The sequence below is a fragment of the Streptomyces sp. NBRC 110035 genome, from assembly GCF_000829695.1.
GTDB lineage: Bacteria > Actinomycetota > Actinomycetes > Streptomycetales > Streptomycetaceae > Streptomyces.
This window is the reverse complement of sequence record NZ_BBNN01000020.1, coordinates 108,242-131,974: the sequence shown is the minus strand read 5'-3', so window position 1 is coordinate 131,974 and position 23,733 is coordinate 108,242. Positions and strand designations below refer to the sequence as shown.

General features: G+C 71.8%; 15 protein-coding genes and 2 pseudogenes. 11 read left to right on the top strand and 6 right to left on the bottom strand.

Translation table 11 applies throughout. From position 1 onward, the window contains the following. Positions 1-213 precede the first annotated feature (213 nt). Both TU30_RS10105 and TU30_RS10100 read left to right on the top strand, forming a co-directional pair. The gene (locus tag TU30_RS10105) at positions 214-1,902 is read left to right on the top strand and encodes a carbamoyltransferase N-terminal domain-containing protein (protein WP_042167432.1); all 1,689 of its coding nucleotides are present in this window, start codon (positions 214-216) and stop codon (positions 1,900-1,902) included. 613 nt (positions 1,903-2,515) lie between these two features. After that, positions 2,516-3,070: an EF-hand domain-containing protein gene (locus TU30_RS10100; protein WP_042167430.1), complete on the top strand. Its 555-nt coding sequence runs from the start codon at positions 2,516-2,518 to the stop codon at positions 3,068-3,070. A 166-nt stretch (positions 3,071-3,236) separates the two neighbouring features. Here the strand turns inward: TU30_RS10100 and TU30_RS10095 are convergent, their stop codons facing one another. The 5 genes and pseudogenes from TU30_RS10095 to TU30_RS10070 form a co-directional block, all read right to left on the bottom strand. After that, positions 3,237-3,416 (bottom strand): hypothetical protein, encoded by a 180-nt coding sequence (locus TU30_RS10095; RefSeq protein WP_042167428.1) that lies wholly within the window; start codon positions 3,414-3,416, stop codon positions 3,237-3,239. An 89-nt stretch (positions 3,417-3,505) separates the two neighbouring features. Beyond that, the gene (locus TU30_RS10090; RefSeq protein ID WP_234307831.1) at positions 3,506-4,777 is read right to left on the bottom strand and encodes an NAD(P)/FAD-dependent oxidoreductase; all 1,272 of its coding nucleotides are present in this window, start codon (positions 4,775-4,777) and stop codon (positions 3,506-3,508) included. Between the two features lie 606 nt (positions 4,778-5,383). Continuing rightward, the gene (locus TU30_RS35960) at positions 5,384-6,412 is read right to left on the bottom strand and encodes a hypothetical protein (RefSeq protein WP_062189510.1); all 1,029 of its coding nucleotides are present in this window, start codon (positions 6,410-6,412) and stop codon (positions 5,384-5,386) included. 254 nt (positions 6,413-6,666) lie between these two features. After that, the gene (locus TU30_RS10075; protein ID WP_199816843.1) at positions 6,667-7,005 is read right to left on the bottom strand and encodes a helix-turn-helix transcriptional regulator; all 339 of its coding nucleotides are present in this window, start codon (positions 7,003-7,005) and stop codon (positions 6,667-6,669) included. Next, positions 7,002-8,047 (bottom strand): annotated as a pseudogene (locus TU30_RS10070) (tyrosine-type recombinase/integrase). The gene TU30_RS10075 and the pseudogene TU30_RS10070 overlap by 4 nt, the downstream one beginning before the upstream one ends. A gap of 435 nt (positions 8,048-8,482) precedes the next feature. Between TU30_RS10070 and TU30_RS10065 the strand changes: the two are divergent. Continuing rightward, positions 8,483-9,367: a potassium channel family protein gene (locus tag TU30_RS10065; protein ID WP_063837632.1), complete on the top strand. Its 885-nt coding sequence runs from the start codon at positions 8,483-8,485 to the stop codon at positions 9,365-9,367. Positions 9,368-9,976: 609 nt separating this feature from the next. Next, the gene (locus TU30_RS10060; RefSeq protein WP_042167420.1) at positions 9,977-10,267 is read left to right on the top strand and encodes a hypothetical protein; all 291 of its coding nucleotides are present in this window, start codon (positions 9,977-9,979) and stop codon (positions 10,265-10,267) included. 835 nt (positions 10,268-11,102) lie between these two features. Here the strand turns inward: TU30_RS10060 and TU30_RS10055 are convergent. Further along, complete coding sequence (locus TU30_RS10055; protein ID WP_042167418.1) at positions 11,103-11,600, bottom strand: MarR family winged helix-turn-helix transcriptional regulator; 498 nt, start codon at positions 11,598-11,600, stop codon at positions 11,103-11,105. Positions 11,601-11,703: 103 nt separating this feature from the next. Here TU30_RS10055 and TU30_RS10050 point away from each other — a divergent pair, with 103 nt between their 5' ends. From TU30_RS10050 to atzF, 7 genes and pseudogenes are all read left to right on the top strand, one after another. Next, on the top strand, positions 11,704-13,860 hold the full coding sequence (locus TU30_RS10050; RefSeq protein WP_042167415.1) for an MMPL family transporter: 2,157 nt from the start codon (positions 11,704-11,706) through the stop codon (positions 13,858-13,860). 96 nt (positions 13,861-13,956) lie between these two features. Next, positions 13,957-14,403: pseudogene (locus tag TU30_RS38265) on the top strand (SDR family NAD(P)-dependent oxidoreductase); the annotation flags it as partial. 96 nt (positions 14,404-14,499) lie between these two features. Then, a complete protein-coding gene (locus TU30_RS10045; protein WP_370626612.1) occupies positions 14,500-15,573 on the top strand; it encodes an SDR family oxidoreductase in 1,074 nt (357 codons plus the stop codon). 165 nt (positions 15,574-15,738) lie between these two features. Continuing rightward, the gene (locus TU30_RS10040) at positions 15,739-17,118 is read left to right on the top strand and encodes a deoxyribodipyrimidine photo-lyase (protein ID WP_042167412.1); all 1,380 of its coding nucleotides are present in this window, start codon (positions 15,739-15,741) and stop codon (positions 17,116-17,118) included. 131 nt (positions 17,119-17,249) lie between these two features. Further along, positions 17,250-18,029 carry a GntR family transcriptional regulator gene (locus tag TU30_RS10035; RefSeq protein WP_078878210.1) on the top strand — a complete coding sequence of 260 codons (780 nt, stop codon included), beginning with the start codon at positions 17,250-17,252 and terminating at the stop codon, positions 18,027-18,029. A 355-nt stretch (positions 18,030-18,384) separates the two neighbouring features. Continuing rightward, the gene (gene uca / locus TU30_RS10030) at positions 18,385-22,011 is read left to right on the top strand and encodes an urea carboxylase (protein WP_042167409.1); all 3,627 of its coding nucleotides are present in this window, start codon (positions 18,385-18,387) and stop codon (positions 22,009-22,011) included. Then, positions 22,008-23,732, top strand: a complete 1,725-nt coding sequence (gene atzF, locus TU30_RS10025) for an allophanate hydrolase (protein WP_042167406.1) — start codon at positions 22,008-22,010, stop codon at positions 23,730-23,732. The genes uca and atzF overlap by 4 nt, the downstream gene beginning before the upstream one ends. Position 23,733: the final 1 nt, after the last annotated feature.

Sequence of the window (23,733 nt, the reverse complement as noted above, 5' to 3'; positions counted from 1 at the left end):
GCATGCGCCCACGGGCACACCGCTGTAAGCCTACGGCCACCGCTGAGACCACTGGTCGGCGTTGCGGGGGCAGGCTGCTGCCCCGTTGTGGAAGCCCAAGGGAAACTGAGGAACCCACCCTTTGTGAAGCCTGAAAAGCCACTTCACAATCCACCCGTTCGCCTACGAGACGGGGGGCACAGAAGAGACACCTCAAAGAAGAGAGAATATGAAATGCTGATCTGCGGGCTGAAGCTCACCCATGACGGCGGGATCGCCGTCATCGAGAACGGCAAACTGCTGTGCAGCATCGAGATGGAGAAACTGGCGGGCAACCCACGCTTCCAGCCGCTGGATCGGCTGGAAGTCGTCGAGGAAGTACTGGCCGGGGAGGGCGTGGGACTGTCCGACCTCGATGCCGTGGCGGTCGACGGGTGGATGGCGGCACCGGGCGAGCCCGCACCGATCCTGCGGGAGGTCACGCACCACGGGCGGCCCCTAGCCCTCGAGGTGGCACCGTACAGCGAAGAGGACGCTCCCTCCGGGGTGGCGCTGAGCCGCTACGAATTCGCCGGCCTGCCGCTGGGAGACGGCGTCACCCCGTACGCCAGTTATCACCACGTGACGCAGCACCTGCTCGGCGCTTACTGCACCAGCCCGTTCGCCGCCCGCGGCGAGTCCGCACTGGCGATCGTCTGGGACGGCGGCACCGTTCCCCGGCTGTACCGCGTGGACGCCTCGCCGTTTCAGGTACGGAGCCTGGGTCCCCTCTTCCCCGTCTACGGCAACGCCTTCGCCGACTACTGCGCCCAGTGGGACCCGTTCCGCTCCCCGGACGCGGCGCGACAGCACGAGCAGGAGATCAGCAATGCCGCGGTACCACGGAACCTCGACGTCGCGGGCAAGGCAATGGCGTATGCCGCCCTGGGACGGGACGAGCCGGACCTGTACCGGGTCTTCGACACCCAACTGGACCGCATTCCACTCACTTTCGACACCGGGATCGAACTGGCCGAGTGGTTCCGCGACCACCGTGCCGCGGTGTGGCCTGGCGGCTCGGACGCCGACTTCATCGCGAGCTTCCAGGGCTATCTCGGCACCAGGCTGCTAACCGCGGTGCGCGAGCGCATGGCGGAGCTCGCTCCCGACGTGCGCAGCCCGAATCTCTGCATGTCGGGCGGGTGCGCCCTCAACATCAAGTGGAACAGTCTGATCCGGACCAGCGGCCTCTTCCGCGAGGTATGGATTCCGCCGTTCCCGAACGACTCCGGTGCCGCGATCGGCACGGCGGTCGCGGAGATGGTCTGTCAGGAGGACAGAACCGCTTTGGACTGGGGCGTGTTCAGCGGCCCGCGGCTGCTGCCGGTAACCGACGTGCAGGGGCGGACATGGGAGCCGTGCGACGCCGCCAGGCTCGCCAAGGTGCTCCACGAGACCGCGGAGCCGGTCGTGGTCCTCAACGGGCGGGCCGAGTTGGGGCCTCGCGCGCTCGGAGGCCGCAGCATCCTCGCCCCGGCCACTGACCCCAAAATGAAGGACCGGCTCAACGACATCAAGAGCCGCGCCGACTACCGTCCGGTCGCCCCCATCTGCTTGGAACACCGGGCACCCGAGATCTTCTCCCCCGGCTGTCCCGACCCGTACATGCTCTTCGACCACGCGGTGCGCCCCGGGTGGCACGAGAAGATCCCGGCCGTCGTCCACCTCGACGGCACGGCCCGGCTCCAGACCGTGACCGAGCGCGACAACCCGCTGCTGGCGGCGGTTCTCACGGAGTACGAGCAGCTCAGCGGCGTACCGGTGCTGTGCAACACCAGTGCCAACGACAAGGGACACGGCTTCTTCCCCGACGTGCGCGCGGCAGCACGCTGGGGCCGCGCAGACCTGCTGTGGTCGGACGGGCGCCTGTACTCCCGGCGGTGACCACGCACATCGCCGCTCGATTACGCCACACACCGGAACACAGGGTCCGGTGACAAGAACGCCTCACGTCCGACAGAGGGCAGCACAGTTCAGTGTCCCCTTGACGCAGCATCAGATCAGCATCTGTTCACCTGTCGCTGCCCACACCAGGCCTCGCCCGGTGTGGGCAGCGACAGAGCACCACACCATGGGAAGAACACAGGCTCGTTCATGCCGAACACCGCGGGCGCGGGCTGCCCCGGGTCGACGATCGGCTTCGCATACAGCTTGCCGACCTCGCTCGCCGCAACGTTCCAGGGTGTGGACCAGGACCTTCGCCCGTGGAATCCGGAGCACGAGGGGCGTCCCTGTGTCCCTCCTGGTCAGAGCTCGAGCCGGTCTGGGGCCCGTAGCGGTGGCCTCGTGCCGCCGCTACGGGCGGCCGGCCAGTGCACCAGTCCACTTCGACACCTGATCGACTGGGGAACTTAGACTGAAAAGTCCAAAACAATCACACTATCTGGTGTTTTCTGCCCAGAAGCAGCTATTTAGCAGCTCTTGTCAATGATTTCGTGGTTAGCCTCGTGGCGGGCGCGCCAGAGTGCCCCACCACCTCACTCCCGGAAGGGCAATCATGACCACTACCGCCACCGACCCGATCACTCTCAAGCTTGAAGCGCTGTTCAAAGCGACCGACACCGACAACGACGGCTACGTCGACTGGAGCGACTACCAGCGGATCATCGACCGCTACCTCAGCGCGTACAAGATCGACAAGAAGGACCGCAAGGCGCAGTCGCTGACGATCGCGTACCAGATGTACTGGACGGAGCTCCTGCGCCACGCGGGCGGCAACGACCGCCTGGACCGGAAGCAGTTCGCCCACGCCAACCGCGCGGCGAGCGTCGACACCAGCCGCTACAACATGATGGAGTGCATCCCGCACGCCATCTTCGACATCGCGGACACCGATGGCGATAACGCCATCAGCAAGTCGGAGTTCAAGCAGTTCCTGGACCTGTTGTGGGGCAGCAAGGCGCCGGACGCGATGGACACCTTCGCGCGGCTGGACACCGACGGTGACGGCGCCATCAGCCGCCCCGAGTACATCCGCGCGATCCGGGAGTTCTTCCACTCGCCGGACCTGGATGTCCCCGGCAGCCTGTTCTTCGGGCACCTGTCCGCCTGACGCACGGTCCGCAGCCAGCACGGCGGACCCTGCCGGATATTCGCTTGCTGTGATGCGGCGCGGTCGTTGCCGTGCGCAGCCGCTTGGTCGGCGTCCACGCAGCGTTCCGGCCCGGAACCATGAATGGTGGCTCCGGGCCGGAACGCTGCGGACTGTACGGGTCTCGTCATCGGTCTTCGGTGCGCGCAACAGCAGCGGCCCCGGCGCCGGAGGCGACCTGGACATACGCCGCATGCAGGGCGGGGGCGAGTTCTGCAAGGTGTCCGGCCGGTTCGCTCTCCAGCCCGAGCGCGGTGAGCACCTTCGGCACGGCGGCCGTCCATCTGTCCCCGGCCAGTAGCTTCACGCGGGGCACCTCCAGCGGTCACCGTGCTCGACGAACACATCCCGCCGGCGCAGCGAACGGTGCGGGTGCTCCAGGAGGTGAGAGGGGCGTTACCGGGCGAGGATGACGCTGATCCCATCAGCCGCATGACGACCGCTGTGCACTGCGCCCTCGATCCAGATGCGCCAGACCGAGTCGTCGAGATCGGTTCCGGCGAACACGACACGTCCCTCCGGCTCATTCATCGCACGCAGGAAGTCGTACGCCTGCCCAGGGGGGTCGATGCGGTAGGTCCCGTCGAACAGCGGGTCGGCGTTCCAGTCGTAGGCGTCCACTGCCAGCACCTCGGCCTCGGGGTAGTACTCGCGCACGGCGTCCTCAACCTGCTCCCGATTCCTCAGGTCGAGCTTGGTGCGTTCCCCGCCGAAGCCCATGAGCAGGCATGAACCGTCAGGGTACTCGTGGCCGAGACACAGAGCCTGCAAGGTGCCCAGGCCGAGTGCGAACGACCGGGCCGGGACGTGCCGCACCAGCATTGAAGGCTTGGTGGCGCGGCCGGCGTGGTTCTCCTTGAGGAAGCGCTGCTTGTCGTCGGCTAGGCCGGGCCGGAAGTCGATGTGGCGAAGGACGTTGGTGGGCACGGCCACGACGCACGAGCGAGCCCGCACGCACTCACCGTGGCGCGTGCGGACCGTCACCCCGTCCTCATCCTGCTCGATCTGCGCGACGTGGTGGTCCAGGCGGATTTCAAGGCGGGACTGTTCGACCATGCGGTCGAGCAGCGTCTCGGCGCCGCCGACGATGCGTTCCGTCAGCGCGCCGAAGAAGCCGTACGGGCTGTGGCCGAACCCGGCTGTCTGGGCAATGAAGCCGAGCATCGACACCTTGCGCGGATCCGCTCCGGCGTACCAGGCCAGCGCCGCGTAGACCAGGTCCCGCGTGGCTGGTCCCAGCTGGAGGGGGGCCATGAAATCGTCCGCCGAGACGTCCAGGTCGCGGATCGGCTGCCTGCTGAGGCGTTGGGAGGGTGCGATCCGTTTCGATGCGTCCCTCAGGTGCCCGACGACACGCTCCAGGTCCGCGATCTCGCCTGCGGGCACTGGGAACGAACGCAGGACACCGTCGGTGATGAATGCGGCGCTTGCGGGCATCGCGTCCTCGGCCAGCGCGATACCGTAGCGACCGATCTCGCGCCGGATCTCGGGCTGCAGCTCACGGTTGACCCAGCTGCCGCCAAGATCGACAGTCAGGTCCTCCTGTCCCTTGAACGGACGTGTGTACGTGCGGCCGCCGATGCGTGTTCCCGCTTCGAGGAGCACGACGGAGCGTCTGCGGTCGACGAGGTCACGGGCTGCCGTGACCCCGGCGAAGCCTCCTCCCACCACTACTGCGTCATACGTTGCGTTCACTGGGCGATCTTTCTGCCGGTGCTGTGTGCCGATGACAGTGGTTCCCCAAGCCCAACAGGCCCGCGCGTGACACAGAACGTGATGAGCAACTTGATGCGGCCGAGCTTACGCATGGCCGGGCTTGCGCGTGGCGGTGTCGGCTAGGCCTACTGGGTGAAGTTCTCGGCGAAGCGGCCGTGCGGAGGTACGGCACGATGCGCGCCAATCTCGCCGTGAGGTCGGAGGTTGAGACTCGATACGACCTCTCCGCGGCCGGTATGCGCCTTGGGCTCCCAGCTCTGCCCTCAGCGTTTGGCTCACCAAGAGCCGCCTCGCTGACAGCGCCTGCCGCACTGTCGCCCTCTCCTCACCTGCTGCGGGGGATTCACCAGTACGACCCAACGAGGGTTCCAGAATTCCTGGACGTCAGGTTGTAGGAAGTCGTATGCGAATACTGAATCCTAGGCTTCTTGTGTACGGGTTGGTGGCGGCCGCTCGCCTCACCGGGGTAGCTTCGCGGTGCGTTCGGGGTGGGCCACGGTGATGTACCGCATTGCGGTATGAGAGGAGATTCCGAACAGGCGCATCAGGTGAAGCGGGTCATCGACCTCGAATGCCTCGTCGCGGATCCGGTCCTGCCGCAGCGTGGGCATCGTGAATCCGGTGGGGCGGAAGATGGCGGTGAAGGTGGTGCCGATGGGCGAGTGAGTGGCGTCTGCCGCCGTGCTCGAACAACCTCTCCTGCCCAGGGGCTATCACGTGCTCGGAGACAGGCTGGCGCGGAGTCGGCGGGGCCACACCCGAGCGACGCAGGCTTGTGGGCGCCGGAACCGGCGAACCGAGCCACAGCTGCGTTCCGAACCGGGCGATGTCCCCTGGACCGTGGGGGGATACATGCCATCGGCATCCGCGGCAGTACCCGTCGGCGAGCGGCAGGTCGACACGGCGGCAGCGAGCGCACACTCCCGTGGAAGCGGCGCTGCTTCCTCTCGTTCGAGCGAAGGATGAGCAGGGCTCGCAGGTGGCCTTCATCTTCGCTGCGAACCAAGAGCCGCACTGCTGGCAGGACCTCGGTGTCATCGCCCGGGGCGCCCAGACGCGGCGCGTGGTCCGTGACATCCGTGACCGCTGGGGACGCTCGGGTTCGCGCGGCTCTGGCAGGAGCCTGAGCATCTTCGCCCGCAGCAGGATCGCCCGGACGGACCGGCCGTAGTTGGGGATGTCGTCAAGGACCAGCTCGTCGACGAGGTCGTCGCCGTCTGCGTCGCGCACGGCGAGCGCGAGACGCAGCATCTCGTGCAGCTTGCGCTGCATGGGTTTGCTGATGCCGGTGTCCGCGGCGAACGCGGCAGTGTGCTCGACGACCTCGCGGTAGCCGGCGAGCGGCCTTTGCAGAATGCGCCGGCAGACGTCGATGGACAGCTTCCGGCGGACCGGGAAGAGCGGCAGCTGCCCCGGGATGGCGGGTGGGAGGACCGCAGGGTCGTCCCGGGTCGGGGCCGCCGCCGCGCGTATCTGTTCCACCCAGTGCAGCCGCTCGCGCTGATCGGCGCCGGTGCGGCCGGTGCGCCTGCCGTACTTCTTCAGGGGCTGGGCGTGGGTGGGGGCGAGGCCGGAGTAAAGGAGCATCAGCTGACGGCTTCGCGGGCCGGCGCCGTCCGGGTCGGTGACCCAGGCTGCGTCGGCGTCGAGCCGGACAGCATGCAGGCATGCCCGGCGCAGACGGTCGGAGTTGAGGTATCCCGTGTGACGGCAGCGCAGACATACACCCTGCTCAGGATGGTTCTTCCGCCACTCCATGCATCCCTGGCACGTGGCCAGCCCGGGAACCCCCCAACCCTTGCAGTCCGGGCACTGAGCAGGATGAAATCCTGCCGCCATTGTCAGTTCGGCGGCAACGAGCGACGGCTGCCCTGCCGACGGGGCATCGGCCGCACGGGACCCCCGTCCAAGCCTTCAGCTCCCACGGCCTTGGGCAGTGCTTCGCTCTCTGCCACGCTGACCTCCAGGGGCTCGGCCTGGAGCAGATCACCAACGGTGCAGTTCAGTACCGCGCACATCTTGTCCAGGTCGTCGAGCCGGACAGTGACCGGTGTGCCGCTCCACATCGCGGCGACCTTGCTCAGCGACGGCGTGAATCCGACCGTCTTGAACGCCTCCAGCAACTCGGTGGGACGCCACAGGTCCCGCTGAGCGGCCACCATCCTCAGATTCCACTTCACCGAAGGTTCCCCTTGTCCATCACCAGGCGCTGAGCCGCCCGCGAGCTCGCTGCCACATTGGCATGCTCGGGGTCCGCCTGTGCAGTCGCCATGTACCGAAGAGTCGTGGTGGCCCAGTGGTGACCCAATACGCGCTGGACCTCCCAGAGCGTCATGCCGCGCTCGTAGTTGTGGGTCGCGCACGCATGCTGCAGGAGGTGCGGGAAGAGGTCGGTGACGGGGCCGGTCAGGTAGCTCGCGGCCGCCGCGTGGAGCTGTCGGCGGAACGTCGAGGGTGTGATCGCCGGCGCGATCGGTAGGTTCAGCGCCGCTATCGCCTTCGGCTTGCGCTCGGACGGCCACAGGGGTGCCGACGGGTGATCGGCGTCGTCGCCGAACTCCGCCCGGACCTCCTCGATGTACCACCAGAGCAGTTCGCGCGCCTCTCGGAACAGGTACGCCTCGCGAGGCCGCGGCCCCGAGCGCCCTTGCCCTGGACGACGAGCCGGCCCCGCTGGCCGTGCTCCCAGTGGACGTCGCCAATCGTCACCGGACACAGCTCGGCGGCCCGCACACCGGAGACATACGCGATCTTCGTCATGACGTAGTCGCGGCAGGCAACGGCGTACTTCCGGGCGGACGGCAACTGCTCCCGCCAGCGGGCAAAGAACTCCTTCATCGCCGTCTGCGAGGGTGGGATCCGCAGCCCGAAGTCCCCACGGTGGACAGGCCTGTTGAACGGGTCGACCGGTGACTCCACCGTCGCCCCGAACCGCATCATGATCTCGTAGGCGTAGCGCTGTTCGAGGAAGGCGAAGAACGCGTCAATGTGGTTGAGCTTCTGCCGGTGCGTGTGGTGTGCGCGCTTCCCGGGGCCGGCGAAGTACTTGTCGACCTCGCGCGGGGTCAGGTGCCACGGCACGGTGCCGTAGAAGTCGCAGACCTCGATGACCGGCTTGATCAGCTGGTCGATCGTCGACGGGGCCAGTCCGGCTGAGTCTCGTGCCCACTGGTACCCGGTCAGCGCGTCGACGAAGAAGCTCTCCTCTCCCTGGGCGGACATCCGCGCCTGGCGGCGCCGCTGGAGGGTGACGACGTCTACCAAACCGGTCTCGATCGGGCCTGAACTCACATCCGTAGCACGTGGCGGCGGTACGAGCGCGAGGGTGCGACCTTCGGAATCTGACACAAGCATAGAGATTACTGGAGTTGCATCGAACTTCTCCCGGTAACTCGCAAATTTCTGGAGAGGGAGGAACGGACCTCGCGCACTCCGCTGACCTGCTGACGAGCGCCTTCTCCTCTCTCAGAAGCCCTCGGGGAACCTGCACGTCATCCACTGACCGTGGCCCAAGGGACCTTACGTGGCCGCGGTCACATGCGGATCACAGCCTCGCTTCGTCCCGCCCGCGCTGCCGGGCCCCTTCGCCGTCCCTCCGGGGCCGGAACGCATGCCGTCGTGACCGTCGTACCGGGTGCAATGCCACAATGGCGTGCCATGTCTGCCACACCTGCCCTCAGGGACCAACGGCTCCGGCGCTGGGAGCAGCGCACCGGCGGCTGGCTCATCGGCCTCGCGCTGGTCTACCTCACGGCCTACGCGGTGCCGATCCTCGACCCGGGGCTGCCCCGCGCCTGGCGTGACGCCGCCGAAACCGTGACCTTCGCCATCTGGGCGCTGCTGGCCGCCGAGTTCGTTCTGCGCTTCGCCGTGGCCGGCAGCCGATGGCAGTTCCTCAAGGTACGGCTGTTCGACCTGGCGACCCTGGTCCTGCCGCCGCTGCGCCCCCTGCGACTGGTGACCCTCGTGTTCATGGTGGTACGCCGCAACGCCTCCACCCTGGGCCGGGTCCGGCTGCGTCTGGGCACCTACGTGGCGGCCTGCACGGCTCTGCTGCTGTTCCTCTCCAGCCTGACCATCCTCGACGTCGAGCGGCGCAACCCGGACGCCTCGATCACGGCGTTCGGTGACGCCCTGTGGTGGTCGCTGACCACGGTCACCACCGTCGGTTACGGCGACCTCTACCCCACGACGACCGAGGGGCGTCTGATCGCCGTCGCGCTGATGGTCGGCGGCATCGCGCTCGCGGGTCTCGTCACCGCGACCCTCGCGTCCTGGTTCATGGACCGGTTCTCCGAGCTCCGCGCCAACGAGGCGCAGACGACCAGCGAGATCTCCGCCCTCACGGAAGAGGTCCGCCGCCTCCGCGAGGAACTGCACACCCGACGCCCCACCGCCCCGTCCGCTTCCGCGGAAGGGCCGCACACCGCTGGAGCGAACGGCCCCGGGACCACGTCCGGCGGCGCCCCCGGCCTGGACACCGGCACCGCGGACGGCACCCCCGGCGCGTCCGGGACCCGCGCCCCCTCCCGCCTCGCGTAGCCCGGCCGCGGAGGGCGAGGCACCCGGCCGCCACGCTCAGGCCGCCTGACAGGCCGCCCGCACAAGAGGAACGTCATGATCTTGATGGTCTTTCCGGCAGGCCAGGACTCGTTCCGGGGCCGCGCGGGCGTCCGGGCGTCCGGGCGGCCGGACGGCCGGGCACGCAGGAGATCTTGTGACGTCCTGCTCCCCGTGGCCGGTGTTCTCCCAGCCCTGATCGCAGCTCTGGGGACTCTCCTCGGTGTCGCCGTGACGCACCTGTTCCAGCGCCGAGCGGCTGCACGCGACCAGATGGCCTCGTCCCGGCGGCAGCTCCGCAGTGAACGCATGACCGCGTACAGCGACTTCGCCGGAACAGTGACCGTGTTCAGACAGGGCCGGGCAGCGGGGAAGCCCTGGACGCCTCCGGGCAGATCAAAGCCTCCGTCCCCGCCGGAGCGGTTCACGATCCGGCGGGGAGCGCGCCGGCGGGGAACATTCCGGCGCCGCTCCGCGCTGACCGTATTGACCCGCCGGAGGTCCCGGACGGGACACCTGCCGGGCCCAGCGGACAGGACGACCGCCGGAGTTGCCGGGCCGGCCCGGCCGGCGCAAAGGAGTGTAAGACGGATGACGACGACAGGGCGCGACCTGGCCACCGCGGCCGGGACCCCCTCGCTCGTGACGGCCTGCGGGCGCAGGATCGCGGTGCGGTGCCTGCGGCTCGCGCCCGCGGACCGGCCCATCAGCAGGGTCACCCTGGACGTGGGCCAGGACCAGGGGGGCGGGCCGGGGACATGGGCGGCGCTCACCGCCGACGAGGCGCGTGACCTGGCCCGCCTGCTTCTCCTGCACGCCGGGCTCGCCGAGCGGGGCAACGGGCCCGTCGGGCCGCCGCAGCCGGGGGTTTCCTCCCTCTGACCTCGTCCGGGCGTTGCCTTCGAGGCTCGCGCCGCGGTGAGCACCGCTCTGCCGCGGGCGTGGCCCCGCGCCACGTGGCGCACCGACCCGGCCCCCTCGGCCCCCTCGGCCAGGGGGTTGCCGCGACCGTGTGATCGTGCACCGGTCCGCTGCCGGCCACCCGACGCACGCCGCCAGATCCTGATCACTGCGGTGTGCCCGCCGCACAGCGCCGTGATGCCCTCGGGGCCGAAGGTCCCGAGGGCGGCGGCGAGGCCGGTAGATGTTCGGGTGCCGTGGGTGTCACGCTGATGTGCGCTGCCGCGTGTCGCGGATTCCGGGTGGGAACGGGGTGGATCGTGGTCGAGCCTGACAGGGGCTGGGTGACGTTGGGGGAGTGGGCCCGCCCAGGTGGGGTACCGCCACGGCCACGTGGTGCGCGCGATGCCTCGCCACTACCCCGGCTTCCCGGCCCCGGGGCGCGCTCGACGCGGGATGGGCACCAAGGGAGGGGCGGGGCAGCGCGTGGTACGACCCGGTCGAGCGGGAACCGTTTCGTCCACGGCCAGCCGATCCGGTGGAGCCGGGGGAGGAGGACCTGGACCGTGAGGTGACGCTCGGAGGGCTCGCCAAGCCGATCGGGGTGGACGGCCGCAGGGTGACGCAGATCAAGGACGACCGCCCCGACACCCTTGCGAACACGGTGGACGGACGGCGGTGGGACCCGAGGGCACGGTTCCACGTACCTGACCTGCTGCTGATGTGGAACAGACGCCCGGGCCGTGGGGTTGCCCTCCCCGGTCGGGCATGGCCTCTCGTGCGGGCGGCAACCGGAGCCGGGGTGCCCTTCCCGTCGTCACGAGCCGTGACGGCCCAGGAGGACGAGTTCCCGGTTGAGTTCGGTGAGGAACCGGGTCACCGTCATCAGTTCGTCCTGGGTGAAGCGGACCCGGGCCGCTTCCGTACTCCGTGCCAGAGGGCGGAAGAAGGCGCCTGCGACGGCCCTGGCCGCCTGCTCGTAGTGCAGATGGACCACGCGGCGGTCCCCCGGGGCCCGTACACGGCGGATGTGGCCCGCCTTCTCCAGGCGGTCGACGCATGCCGTCACCGCGCCGGACGTGAGGTCGAGCTGGTCGCGCAGCCTGCCGGGCGTCATGGGGCCGTCGGCCGGGTCGGCGTCCAGGACGGCGACCAGCGCCTGCACGTCGGTGAGGTGCAGGCCCTGCGCCTGGGCGAACTCGTGGGCGATGCGGTTGAACTCGGAGTTCATCCGGCGCAGCAGGACCGCGAAGCTCTGCAGCCCCGTCGGGTCGTCCCCGGGAGGGGAGGGCGGGGTGCTATCGGTGCCGGACATGCGTTCAGTATATATTTGTTCAACCATTGAGATACTTGATGGTTGACTTACTTCTGCTCGTCCCGCTTCCGTTCCTTCCGTTCCTATGCCACTTGGGGATTCAATGAGGACCACACCGATCTGGGGCCGGTGGCTGGTGCCGCTCGTTCTGCTGATCGTCTGGCTGGGTGTGGGCGGCACGCTCGGCCCCTACGCGGGCAAGCTGGGCGAGGTCGCCACCAACGACCAGGCCGCGTTCCTGCCGCAGAGCGCAGAGTCGACCAAGGTACTTGAAGAGGGCGACGCGTTCGAGCAGGCCGGGGCGTCGCGCGATGTACCCGCCGTCATCGTGTGGACGGCCGACGGGGGCGGCCGGGTGACGGGGGCCCAGCAGGAGGAGGCCACGCGGGCCGCCGGCGCTCTGGCCGGGCAGCCCGGGGTCGCCGGTTCGCCGTCGCCCGCTCTCGTCTCCGACGACGGGCAGGCCCTGCAGGCAGTCGTCCAACTGGAGCCGGGTCTCGACGAGGAGCTGCCCGCCGTCCTGGACGAGATCCGGCAGGCGGCCGGGAACGTGCCGGGGACCACGGCGCAGATCGCGGGGCCGGCGGCAAGCCAGGCCGATCTGTCGGACGCGTTCGCGGGGGTCGACGGGCTGCTGCTGGGCGTGGCGCTCGCCGCCGTGCTGGTGATCCTGCTGCTCGTCTACCGGAGCGTCCTGCTGCCGTTCCTGATCATTCTCGGGTCCGTCTTCGCCCTCGGGCTCGCCTGCGCGGTCGTGTACGCGCTGGCCGACCGGGACGTCGTCCGGGTCGACGGCCAGGTGCAGGGCATTCTCTCCATCCTCGTCATCGGCGCCGCCACGGACTACGCGCTGCTGCTGACCGCCCGCTTCCGCGAGGAGATCACCCTGCGCGGGGACCGGGTCGAGGCCGCGGTCGCCGCGGTGCGCCGCTCGTTCGGGGCGATCACGGCCAGTGCCGCCACCGTGGCGCTCGGACTGCTGGCCCTGCTCGCCAGTGACCTCACCAACAACCGCGCTCTCGGGCCGGTCGGCGCGATCGGCATCGTGTGCGCCGTGCTCTCCACGCTCACCTTCCTGCCGGCCGTGCTGGCCCTGCTGGGGCGCAGCGCGTTCTGGCCCTCCCGCCCGAAGAAGGCCGGGAGCACGCCCTCCGCGGACGCCCCCGCGGAGGGGCACGGAGTGTGGCACCGGGTCGCCGCGGCCGTGGACCGGCGGCCGCGCGCCACCTGGGTGGTGACCGCCCTGGTGCTCGCCGTCTTCGCGGCCTTCTCCCCCACCCTGTCCTCCAAGGGCGTACCGTTCGAGGAGATCTTCGTCGGTGACGCCCCCTCGGTGACCGCCCAGGAGACACTCGGCGAGCACTTCCCCGGCGGCTCCGGCAACCCCGCCGTCATCATCGCCGACGCCGCCCGCGTCACCGAGGTGACGGCCGCGGCCGAGGAGACCGAGGGCGTCGCCTCGGCGGCCCCGGTCTCCGCCTCGGGGAGGCCCGGCGGCGAGCCGCTCGTCGCCGACGGCCGGGTCGAGATCGCCGCCACCCTCGAGGACGGCGCGGACAGCGACGCCGCCAAGGAGACCGTCGAGCGGCTCCGCGACAGCGTGCACGCCGTCTCCGGGGCCGACGCGCTGGTCGGCGGCTACACGGCGCAGCAGTACGACACCCAGGAGACCGCAGCCCGGGACCGTACGGTGATCGTGCCGATCGTGCTCGCCATCATCCTGCTGATCCTCGTCCTGCTGCTGCGCTCGCTGCTCGTACCGGTGCTGCTGGTGGCGACGGTCGGGCTCAACTTCCTGGCGACGCTCGGGGTGTCGGCGCTCGTCTTCGAGCATCTCCTCGGCTTCTCGGGCACGGACGCGTCGGTACCCCTGTACGGGTTCGTGTTCCTGGTCGCGCTGGGCGTCGACTACAACATCTTCCTGATGTCCCGGGTCCGGGAGGAGGCGCTCGCGCACGGCAGCCGGCAGGGCGTGCTGCGCGGGCTCACCACGACCGGCGGGGTCATCACCTCGGCGGGGGTCGTCCTCGCGGCGACGTTCGCGGCCCTGATGGTGATTCCCCTGGCCTTCCTGGTCCAGATCGCGTTCATCGTGGCCTTCGGCGTCCTGCTCGACACCCTCGTCGTCCGCTCGCTCCTGGTGCCCGCGCTCGTGATCGACATCGGCCCCCGGGCATGGTGGCCGAGCGCCCTGGCCCGCGGGAGCGACGCGGATGCCGGTGCCGGCTCCGGCTCCCCTTCAGGTTCCCGGTCCGTCTGAACGGGCACGTCCACCGCGCTGCCGCCATGATCGGAGGAGAGGAAGCAACCCCGGAGCGAGTGGGCACGTGGGCGGACGAGCGCGGAGGAGACGGACGTGGGTACCGAGACGGACGCGGGCGAGGGCTCGGGCGGGCAGTGGGACGAGGGCGGCACCGAGCGGCTGCACTGCCTGGTCACCGGCGCCTCCGGATACATCGGCGGGCGCCTGGTACCGGAGCTGCTGCGGGCCGGCCACCGGGTCCGGTGCCTCGCCCGCTCCCCCGGCAAACTCCGCGACCATCCCTGGGCGGGTGACGTCGAGGCGGTCCGGGGCGACGTCACCGACCCCGGTTCGGTCGGCGCGGCCATGCGCGGGATCGACGTCGCCTACTACCTGGTGCACGCCCTCGGGGCCGGTTCCGGCTTCGAGGAGACCGACCGGCGGTCCGCCCGGACCTTCGCCGAGCAGGCCCGTGCCGCCGGCGTACGGCGCATCGTCTACCTGGGCGGGCTGACCCCGCGTGACGTCCCGGAAGGGTCCCTGTCCCCGCATCTGCGCTCCCGCGCCGAGGTGGGACGGATCTTCCTCGACGGGCCGGTGCCCGCCACCGTGCTGCGGGCCGCGGTGGTCATCGGTTCGGGGTCGGCGTCGTTCGAGATGCTGCGCTACCTGACCGAACGGCTGCCGGTCATGGTCACCCCCAGCTGGGTGCACACCCGGATCCAGCCGATCGGGGTACGCGACGTGCTGCGGTACCTGGTGGGCTCGGCCCGCATGCCCGCCGACGTCGACCGGGCGTTCGACATCGGCGGGCCGGACGTCCTCACCTACCGCGAGATGATGCGGCGGTACGCCGTCATCGCCGGACTGCGGCGGCGGCTCGTCGTGTCGGTGCCGGTGCTCACCCCGAGCCTGTCCAGCCACTGGATCGGGCTCATCACCCCCGTACCCGCCTCCCTGGCACGGCCGCTGACGGAGTCGCTGCGCCACGAGGTCGTCTGCCACGAGCACGACATCGCCCCCTACGTGCCCGACACACCGGACAGCCCGCTGTCGTTCGACGAGTCACTGGCGCTCGCGCTGCGGAGGGTGCGGGAGGCGCAGGTCGCCACGCGCTGGTCGTCCGCGAGCCTGCCGGGGGCGCCCAGCGATCCGCTGCCCACCGACCCCGACTGGGCCGGCGGAAGTCTCTACCGCGACGAGCGCGAGGTGCGCGTCGAGGCGTCCGTGGAGTCGCTCTGGAAGGTGATCGAGGGCATCGGCGGGGACAACGGCTGGTACTCCTTCCCGCTGGCCTGGGCGGTGCGGGGCTGGCTGGACCGGTTCGTCGGCGGGGTGGGCCTGCGGCGCGGGCGGCGTGACGCCGAACGGCTGCGGGTCGGTGACTCGCTGGACTTCTGGCGGGTCGAGGAAATCGAGCCCGGCCGGCTGCTGCGGCTGCGGGCGGAGATGCGGCTGCCGGGTCTCGCATGGCTGGAGATGTACGCCGGCACGGACGACGAGGGCCGCACCCTCTACCGGCAACGCGCCCTGTTCCACCCGCGCGGGCTGCCGGGCCACGCCTACTGGTGGTCCGTCGCCCCGCTCCACTCCGTCGTGTTCGAGGGCATGGCCCGCAACATCACCCAGGCCGCCACGAAGGGCATGAGCGCACACGGGGCCGATGCGCGCAGGGGCCGCGGCAAAAGCCACGGGCCCGCACGGCGTGCCCGCCGCCCGCGCCGCGGGTGACGTTCCCGGCAGTGGCGTTCCCGGCAGTGGCGTTCCCGGCAGTGGCGTTCCCGGCAGTGGCGTTCCCGGCAGTGGCGTTCCCGGCTCCGCATCCGCGGGCCGGGAACAGCCCGAAGAGACGGCGGGAAAGCAAGCAAGGCCTCATGCACGGCGAGGAGTGGCCCCATGACCGTCGCGGTCGTCCTGTTCACCTCGGATCTGCGTCTGCACGACCATCCGCCACTGCGTGCCGCGCTCGCCGCGGCCGACGAGGTGGTGCCGCTCTTCGTACGCGATCCCGGCATCCGCGCGGCCGGCTTCGACGCACCCAACCGCGACGCCTTCCTCACCGACTGTCTGCGGGATCTCGACGCCTCGCTGCGCCGGCGCGGCGGCCGGCTCGTCGTGCGTACGGGGCCGGGTGTCCGGGAGGTGGGCGCGGTCACCGCGGAGTGCGGGGCCACGGAGGTCCACATGGCGGCGGGTGTCAGCGGCTACGCCCAGCGGCGCGAGGAGCGGCTGCGGGAGGACCTCGAGCGGCGCGGGGTGGCGCTGCGGGTGCACGACGCCGTGATCACCGCTGTCGCCGCCGGGGCGGTGACGCCCGCCGGGTCCGACCACTACGCCGTGTTCACCCCCTATTTCCGCCGCTGGTCGCAGGAGCAGCTGCGGGAGACCTGCCCGGCGCCGCGCACCGTGCGGGTCCCCGACGCGGTGCGCGGCGAGCCGCTGCCCTCCCGGGACGGCCTGTCCGGCCTCTCGCCCGGTCTCCCGGACGGAGGCGAGTCCGCGGGGCGCGAACGGTTCGCCCGGTGGGCCCGGTCCCGGATGTCCGGGTACCAGGAACGGCACGACGACCTGGCGGGCGACGCGACCTCCCGCCTCTCCCCCTACCTCCATTTCGGGGCCCTCTCCCCGGTGGAGCTCGTCCACCGGGCCCGGGCACGGGGCGGGGCCGGGGCGGAGGCGTTCGTGCGCCAGTTGTGCTGGCGCGACTTCCACCACCAGGTGCTGGCGGCCCGGCCCGCGGCGTCCGTACGCGACTACCGCCCCCGGGGCGACCGGTGGCGGACCGAGGAGGACGCGGCCGAGGACATCGCCGCGTGGCGGGAGGGCCGTACCGGCTATCCGGTCGTCGACGCGGCGATGCGCCAGCTGCTCCACGAGGGCTGGATGCACAACCGCGCACGGCTGCTGGCGGCGAGCTTCCTGGCCAAGACGCTGTACGTGGACTGGCGGGTCGGCGCCCGGCACTTCCTGGACCTGCTCGTGGACGGCGACCTCGTCAACAACCAGCTCAACTGGCAGTGGGTCGCCGGGACCGGCACCGACACCCGTCCGAACCGCGTCCTCAACCCCGTGCGCCAGGGCAGGCGTTACGACCCGAGCGGCGCCTACGTACGGCGCTGGGTGCCCGAGTTGACGGACGTGGACGACCGGTACGTGCACGAGCCCTGGCGGCTGCCGGAGGACCGGCGCGCCCGCCTCGGCTATCCCGGACCGCTGATCGCCCTCGCCGACGGCCAGGCCCGCTTCGCCCACGCCCGCGGCCTCGACGGCGCCTGAGCCCGGGGGGAGCGGGCGCCGGATCCCGGACCCCGGGCGCCGGATCCCGGATTCCGGGGTGAGGACTCGGAAACGAGGCATTCACGCGCGGAGGGCTCCTGGGAAACAAGGGGTTTCTAGCGTCTGCGGGCATGGATTCAACGGTGTATACGCGGCCGGACGCGGTCCCGGCCGATCCTGCCGGACCGCTCACCCTCGTGGCCCCGGTGGCCCCGGGCGTGACGCCGCCCGCGGGTTCGCTGCGTGACCGGGTGTACGCGGAGTTGCGGGCCGCCGTGCTCGACGGCGGGTTCGGCACACGCGAGCGGCTGAGCGACGTACGGCTGGCCGCGCGCTTCGGGGTGTCGCGGACGCCCGTGCGGGAGGCGCTGGCGCGGCTGCTGGCGGACGGGCTGATCGAGCGGGGGGACGGCGGTTTCCACGTCACGGTCCTCGGACTCGCCCAGCTGAAGGATCTCTACGAACTCCGGGTCACCCTGGAGCTGCGCGGTATCGCCCGGGCGATCGAGGACCCCTCCGTGCGGCACGATCCGGCGGTCCTCGGCGCCGAGCTGGAGCGCTGGTACGCGATGCGGGAGCGGTCGCCGGCGCCGGATCCGCGTTTCGTGGTGCAGGACGAGCGGTTCCACGCCGAGCTGTCCCGCGCCTCGGGCAATCCGGCGCTCACGGACGCACTCGTGGCGGTCGGCGAGCGCATCCGCCGGGTGCGCAGGTACGACTTCCTGACCGAGGACCGGGTGCGGACGACCGTCGCCGAGCACATCGAGATCATGGAGCTCGTCCGCGACGGACGGCTCGACGAGGCCTACCGCGCCCTGCACGCCCACGTCGGCGACTCGATGGACGTGGTGCTGGAACGCGCCCGGCGTGCCATGACGCAGAGGGCGCTGCACGCCGACGACCACCCCTGAGTCCCCGTCGGGCCAGGGGCCCCGACCTCCCTCTCCGCCGTCGCGCCCCCGGTCGCCCTCCGCCTGGCCGGCCCCACGGCCCTCGCGCCACGCACCGCCACAGCCCTCGCCCCGCGCTCCCCGCCCGTCACCCCCCACCGCCCTCCTCCGCCCGGCACGCCGCCCCGACGCCCGCCCCAGCATCTCCGCCCCTCACCTCCCGACGTCCACCGCCGTCCCCCACCCGGCCCCGCACCCGACCCGCCACCCCACCACTTGCCACCGTCGTCTCCGCCCCGCGCCGTCTCGCCTGCCCCGGGAGCGGCCGTCCCGCCCCGAACCGTCCCGCCCCGCCCGTCCCGGAGGAGCTGCCGTCATGTTCGACACCCTGCTCGTCGCCAACCGCGGAGAGATCGCCTGCCGCATCATCCGCAGCGCCCACGCGCTCGGGCTGCGCACCGTCGCGGTGTACTCGGACGCCGACGGCGCCGCCCCGCACGTCCGGATGGCCGACGAGGCCGTACGGCTGGGCCCGGCGCCCGCCGCCGAGAGCTATCTGCGGGCGGATCTGCTGCTGGAGGCGGCGCTGGCCACCGGCGCGGGGGCGGTCCACCCCGGGTACGGCTTCCTGTCGGAGAGCGCCGCCTTCGCCACCGCCGTGGAGGAGGCCGGCCTGGTCTTCGTCGGCCCCGCCCCGGCCCAGCTGGAGGTCTTCGGTGCCAAGCACACCGCCCGGACCGCCGCACGGGCGGCCGGGGTGCCGCTGCTGCCCGGCAGCGGACTGCTCGCCGACGAGGACGAGGCGCTGCGCGCGGCGGAGGAGACCGGCTACCCGGTGATGCTCAAGGCGACGGGCGGCGGGGGCGGCATCGGCATGCGGGTGTGCGCCGGACCGGAGACACTGCGGGAGGCGTTCGGCCGGGTGACGCGGCTCGCCCGGAGCAGTTTCGGGGACGGCGGGGTCTACCTGGAGCGGTACGTCGACCGCGCCCGCCATGTGGAGGTGCAGGTCTTCGGCGACGGGGCCGGAGGGGTGGTCGTCCTCGGTGACCGCGACTGCTCGCTCCAGCGCCGCAACCAGAAGGTGCTGGAGGAGGCCCCGGCACCCGGTCTGCCGCAGCGGCTGCGCTCCCGACTGCACAGCGCCGCACGGGACTTGTGCGCCTCCGTCGGCTACCGCTCCGCCGGCACCGTCGAGTTCGTGTACGACGCCGAGCGCGAGGAGGCGTACTTCCTGGAGGTCAACACCCGGCTCCAGGTGGAACATCCGGTCACCGAGGAGATCACCGGCGTCGACCTCGTCGCCTGGATGCTGCGCCTGGCCCGCGGCGAGTCCGGCTTCCCGGCCTCCGCTCCCCTCGGCGCAGCCGAGAACTCCAAAGGCTCCAAGGGTTCCGAGGGCTCGGGCACTCGCCACGCCCACGCGGTGGAGGCGCGCATCTACGCCGAGGACCCGTCCCGCGACCACCGCCCCAGCTCCGGGCTGCTGACCCGCGTCCGCTTCCCCGACGGCGTGCGCGTGGACGGCTGGGCGGAGACCGGGCAGCAGGTGTCCACCGCGTACGACCCGATGCTCGCCAAGGTCGTCGCGACCGGCCGCGACCGCGCGGAGGCGTTCGCCCGGCTCGCGGCGGCCCTGGACGAGACCCGCGTCGACGGCGTGGAGACCAACCTCGGCCTGCTGCGCGCCGCGTGCCGGACGGAGGACGTACTGGAGGTGCGGCACACCACGGCCACACTCGCCGGGATCGTCGACCCGCGTCCGCGCGTCGACGTCGTACGCGGCGGCACGCAGACCACCGTGCAGGACTGGCCCGGCCGCACCGGCTACTGGGAGGTGGGCGTCCCGCCCGGCGGCCCGATGGACGACCTCTCCTTCCGGCTCGGCAACACCGCCGTCGGCAACCCCGTGGGAGCACCGGGCCTGGAGTGCACGCTCGAGGGCCCGGCGCTGCGGTTCTCGCACCCGGTGGTCGTCTGTGTCACGGGCGCCCCGGCCGAGGTCACCGTGGACGGGCGGCCCGCCGCCCAGTGGCAGCCCGTCGAGCTGGCCGCCGGGCAGCTGCTGGACGTCGGCACGCCGAAGGGCCCCGGCATGCGGACGTACGTGCTGGTCCGTGGGGGCCTCGACGTGCCCGGTCACCTCGGCAGCGCGGCCACCTTCACCCTGGGCGGGTTCGGCGGGCACGCCGGCCGCGCCCTGCGTACCGGGGACGTCCTGCACCCGGCCGGCCCCGCCGCCGACGCTCCGGCGCCCGCGCCCGTCCCCGTGCCCGACCGCCCGCACTTCACCGCCCACTGGCGGGTCGCGGTGAGCGAAGGCCCCCACCCCGCACCGGACTTCCTCACCCGCGACGGCCTGAGGACGGTGTACGCAGCCGACTGGAAGGTGTCCGCCCAGTCCGCCCGTACCGGCGTCCGGCTCATCGGCCCGCGCCCCGAGTGGGCCCGCCCGGACGGCGGCGAGGCGGGGCTGCACCCCTCCAACGTCCACGACACCGCGTACTCGGTCGGCGCGGTCAACCTCACCGGCGACATCCCGGCGATCCTCGGCCCGGACGGGCCCAGCCTCGGCGGCTTCGCCTGCCCGGTCACCGTCGTGCGCGGCGAACGATGGAAAACCGGGCAGCTGCGCCCCGGCGACACCGTACGGTTCGTGCCGGTCACCGAGGCCGTCGCCGACGGTCTGCGCCGTACGCCCGCCCTGCTCACGGCGGCGGGCGGCCCGGACGGCGACGACGGCGTCCTCGCCCGCCGCCCGGCCACCGACAACGCCCCCGAGGTCACCTACCGGCGCGGCGCGGACGACAACATCCTCGTCGAGTACGGCCCGATGACCCTCGACCTGGCCCTGCGCATGCGGGTCCACGCCCTCGCCCGGCACCTGGCCGCCCTCGCTCCGCGCGGCCTGGTGGACTCCACGCCCGGGGTCCGTTCCCTGCACCTGCACACCGACCCCGACGTGCTGCCGCTGCGCACGCTGCTCGCGATCCTCCGGGAGGCGGAGGACGAGCTGCCCGCGACCGCCGGACTGACCGTGCCCAGCAGGGAGGTGCACCTCCCGATGTCCTGGGACGACCCCACGGTCGACGAGGCCGTCTCCCGCTACGGGGCGTCCATCCGGGACGACGCGCCGTGGAACCCGTCCAACATCGACTTCATCCGCCGCATCAACGGCCTGGACAGCGTGGAGGACGTGCGCCGGACGGTCTTCGACGCCGAGTATCTGGTGCTCGGGCTCGGTGACGTGTACCTGGGCGCCCCTGCCGCGACCCCGCTCGACCCGCGGCACCGGCTGGTCACCACCAAGTACAACCCGGCCCGCACCTGGACCGCCGAGGCCGGTGTCGGGATCGGCGGCGCCTATCTGTGCATCTACGGGATGGAGAGCCCCGGCGGCTACCAGCTGATCGGCCGGACCGTGCCCATCTGGGGCGGGCTGCGGCCACCGCGCTCCTTCGCCGACGGCACGCCGTGGCTGCTGCGGTTCTTCGACCGCATCGTCTGGCATCCCGTCGAGGCCGGCGAACTCCTCGGCATCCGGGCCGACCTGGCCGCCGGCCGCAGCGGCCTCGACATCCGGCCCGGCACCTTCTCGCTCGCCGAGCACGAGGCGTTCCTGCGCGACAACGCCGCCGGCATCACCGCGTTCCGCAGCCGCCAGGCCGCCGCCTTCGAGGCGGAGCGGCGGGCGTGGGAGGCGGCGGGCGAGTTCGCCGACCGCCCCCTGCCCGAGCCGGGCGCCGACACGGCCCCGGTGGCCCTTCCGCCGGGCGGGAGCCTGGTGGAGGCGCCGCTCAGCTCCACCGTGTGGAAGGTCGAGGCGGGGCCCGGCACCACCGTCGAGCCCGGCCAGCCCCTGCTCGTCCTGGAGGCCATGAAGATGGAGGTGGTGATCCGGGCGCCCGGACACGGCATCGTGACCGACGTACTCGTCTCCACCGGACAGCACATCGACGCCGGCACCCCGCTGGCCGTCGTCGTACGAGAGGAAGCAGCATGACCCTCGCCCCGGCCCCGAGCTGCGTGGAACGCGTCGCCGCCGCGTACCGGCTCATCACCGAGACCGACCGCCCGGAGATCTGGATCACCCTGCGGGACGAACAGGACGTCGTGGCCGAGGCGCGGGCCCTCGACACGCGCGTGGCGGCGGGTTCCCCGGGCACACCGCTGCCGCTGGCGGGCGTTCTGGTGGCGGTCAAGGACAACATCGACGTCGCCGGACTGCCCACCACGGCCGGCTGTCCCGCGTACGCGTACACGCCGGACGTCTCCGCGCCCGCCGTGCGGCGGCTGGTGGAGGCGGGGGCGATCGTGCTGGGCAAGACGAACCTGGACCAGTTCGCCACCGGCCTCGTCGGCACCCGCAGCCCGTACGGCGCGGTCCGCGGGGCGCTGCGCCCCGGGAAGGTCTCCGGCGGTTCCAGTTCCGGCTCGGCGGTCGCGGTCGCGCTGGGCATCGCCGACATCGCGCTCGGCACCGACACCGCGGGGTCCGGCCGGGTGCCCGCCGCCTTCAACGGCATCGTGGGCATCAAGCCCACCCTGGGCCTGGTCCCCGCCGCGGGGGTGGTCCCGGCCGCGCGGCCCTACGACGCGGTCACGGTGTTCGCCCGCACGCTCACCCAGGCGCAGCGGGCCGTGGCCCGCATGGCCGGCCCCGACGCCGGCGACCCGCGCGGCCGCGACTGGCCGGACGACGTGCGCCTGGCCGCGCCCGAACACCCGCGCGTCGCGGTGCCCCGGGACGAGGACCTGGCCCCGCTCTCACCGGCGGCCCGGGCCGCGTTCCGCGGCGCCGTCGAACGGCTGGAGGCGGCCGGGGCCGAGACCGCCGTCCTCGACGTCTCCCCGCTGCTGCGGGCCGCGCGGCTGTTGTACGACGGTGCCCTGGTCGCCGAACGGTACGCGGCCGTCGGCGAGTTCATCGCGCAGAACCCCTCGGGGGCGGACCCGACGGTGGCCGCGATCATCCTGGCCGCCGCCGAGGTCCCCGCCCACGCGCTGGCGGCTGACCAGGAACGGCTGGACCGGCACAAGGCGGAGGCCTCACGGCTGCTGGCCGGTTTCGACGCACTGCTCCTGCCGACCACGACCGAACACCCCGACATCGCCGAGGTCCTCGCCGACCCGGTCGGCGTGAACAAGCGGCTGGGGACCTACACCAACTTCGTCAACCTGCTGGACATGGCCGCCGTGGCCGTTCCGGCCGGGGAGGCGGACGGCAGTCCGTTCGGCGTCAGTGTCATCACGCGTGCCTTCGAGGACCAGCCTGCGCTCGACATCGCGGCCCTGCTGACCGGGGAGCAGGAAGCGGCTCCGCTGCCGGGTACGGGAGTCGGGCTCGCCGTGTTCGGCGCCCACCTGCGCGGCCAGCCCCTCAACCACCAGCTCACGGGCGTGGGCGCGCGGTTCGGGGGCGAGGTCGTCACCGCGCCGCACTACCGGCTCGCCGCGCTGGACACCGTCCCCGCCAAGCCGGGCCTGGTCCGGGCCGCTCCGGGGTCCGGGGCCGGGATCACCGGGGAGCTCTGGACCCTCTCCCCCGCCGCCCTCGGGCGTTTCCTCGCCGCGCTGCCCGCGCCCATGTCCCTCGGGCGCGTCGAACTCGGCGACGGGACGTGGGTCCTCGGCTTCCAGTGCGACCCGGAGTCGGCCGCGGCCGGCACCGACATCACCCGGCTCGGCGGCTGGCGGGCCCACCTGGCGACCGGAGCACCCTGAC

What these genes read in the sequence shown, in the direction of transcription:
- TU30_RS10035 (WP_078878210.1), top strand. Translation starts at nt 17,250, where the DNA reads ATGGATTCAACGGTGTATACGCGGCCGGACGCGGTCCCGGCCGATCCT.
- TU30_RS35960 (WP_062189510.1), bottom strand. Translation starts at nt 6,412, where the DNA reads ATGCTCCTTTACTCCGGCCTCGCCCCCACCCACGCCCAGCCCCTGAAG.
- TU30_RS10065 (WP_063837632.1), top strand. Translation starts at nt 8,483, where the DNA reads ATGTCTGCCACACCTGCCCTCAGGGACCAACGGCTCCGGCGCTGGGAG.
- uca (WP_042167409.1), top strand. Translation starts at nt 18,385, where the DNA reads ATGTTCGACACCCTGCTCGTCGCCAACCGCGGAGAGATCGCCTGCCGC.
- atzF (WP_042167406.1), top strand. Translation starts at nt 22,008, where the DNA reads ATGACCCTCGCCCCGGCCCCGAGCTGCGTGGAACGCGTCGCCGCCGCG.
- TU30_RS10055 (WP_042167418.1), bottom strand. Translation starts at nt 11,600, where the DNA reads ATGTCCGGCACCGATAGCACCCCGCCCTCCCCTCCCGGGGACGACCCG.
- TU30_RS10040 (WP_042167412.1), top strand. Translation starts at nt 15,739, where the DNA reads ATGACCGTCGCGGTCGTCCTGTTCACCTCGGATCTGCGTCTGCACGAC.
- TU30_RS10045 (WP_370626612.1), top strand. Translation starts at nt 14,500, where the DNA reads ATGCTGCGCTACCTGACCGAACGGCTGCCGGTCATGGTCACCCCCAGC.
- TU30_RS10050 (WP_042167415.1), top strand. Translation starts at nt 11,704, where the DNA reads ATGAGGACCACACCGATCTGGGGCCGGTGGCTGGTGCCGCTCGTTCTG.
- TU30_RS10105 (WP_042167432.1), top strand. Translation starts at nt 214, where the DNA reads ATGCTGATCTGCGGGCTGAAGCTCACCCATGACGGCGGGATCGCCGTC.
- TU30_RS10100 (WP_042167430.1), top strand. Translation starts at nt 2,516, where the DNA reads ATGACCACTACCGCCACCGACCCGATCACTCTCAAGCTTGAAGCGCTG.
- TU30_RS10060 (WP_042167420.1), top strand. Translation starts at nt 9,977, where the DNA reads ATGACGACGACAGGGCGCGACCTGGCCACCGCGGCCGGGACCCCCTCG.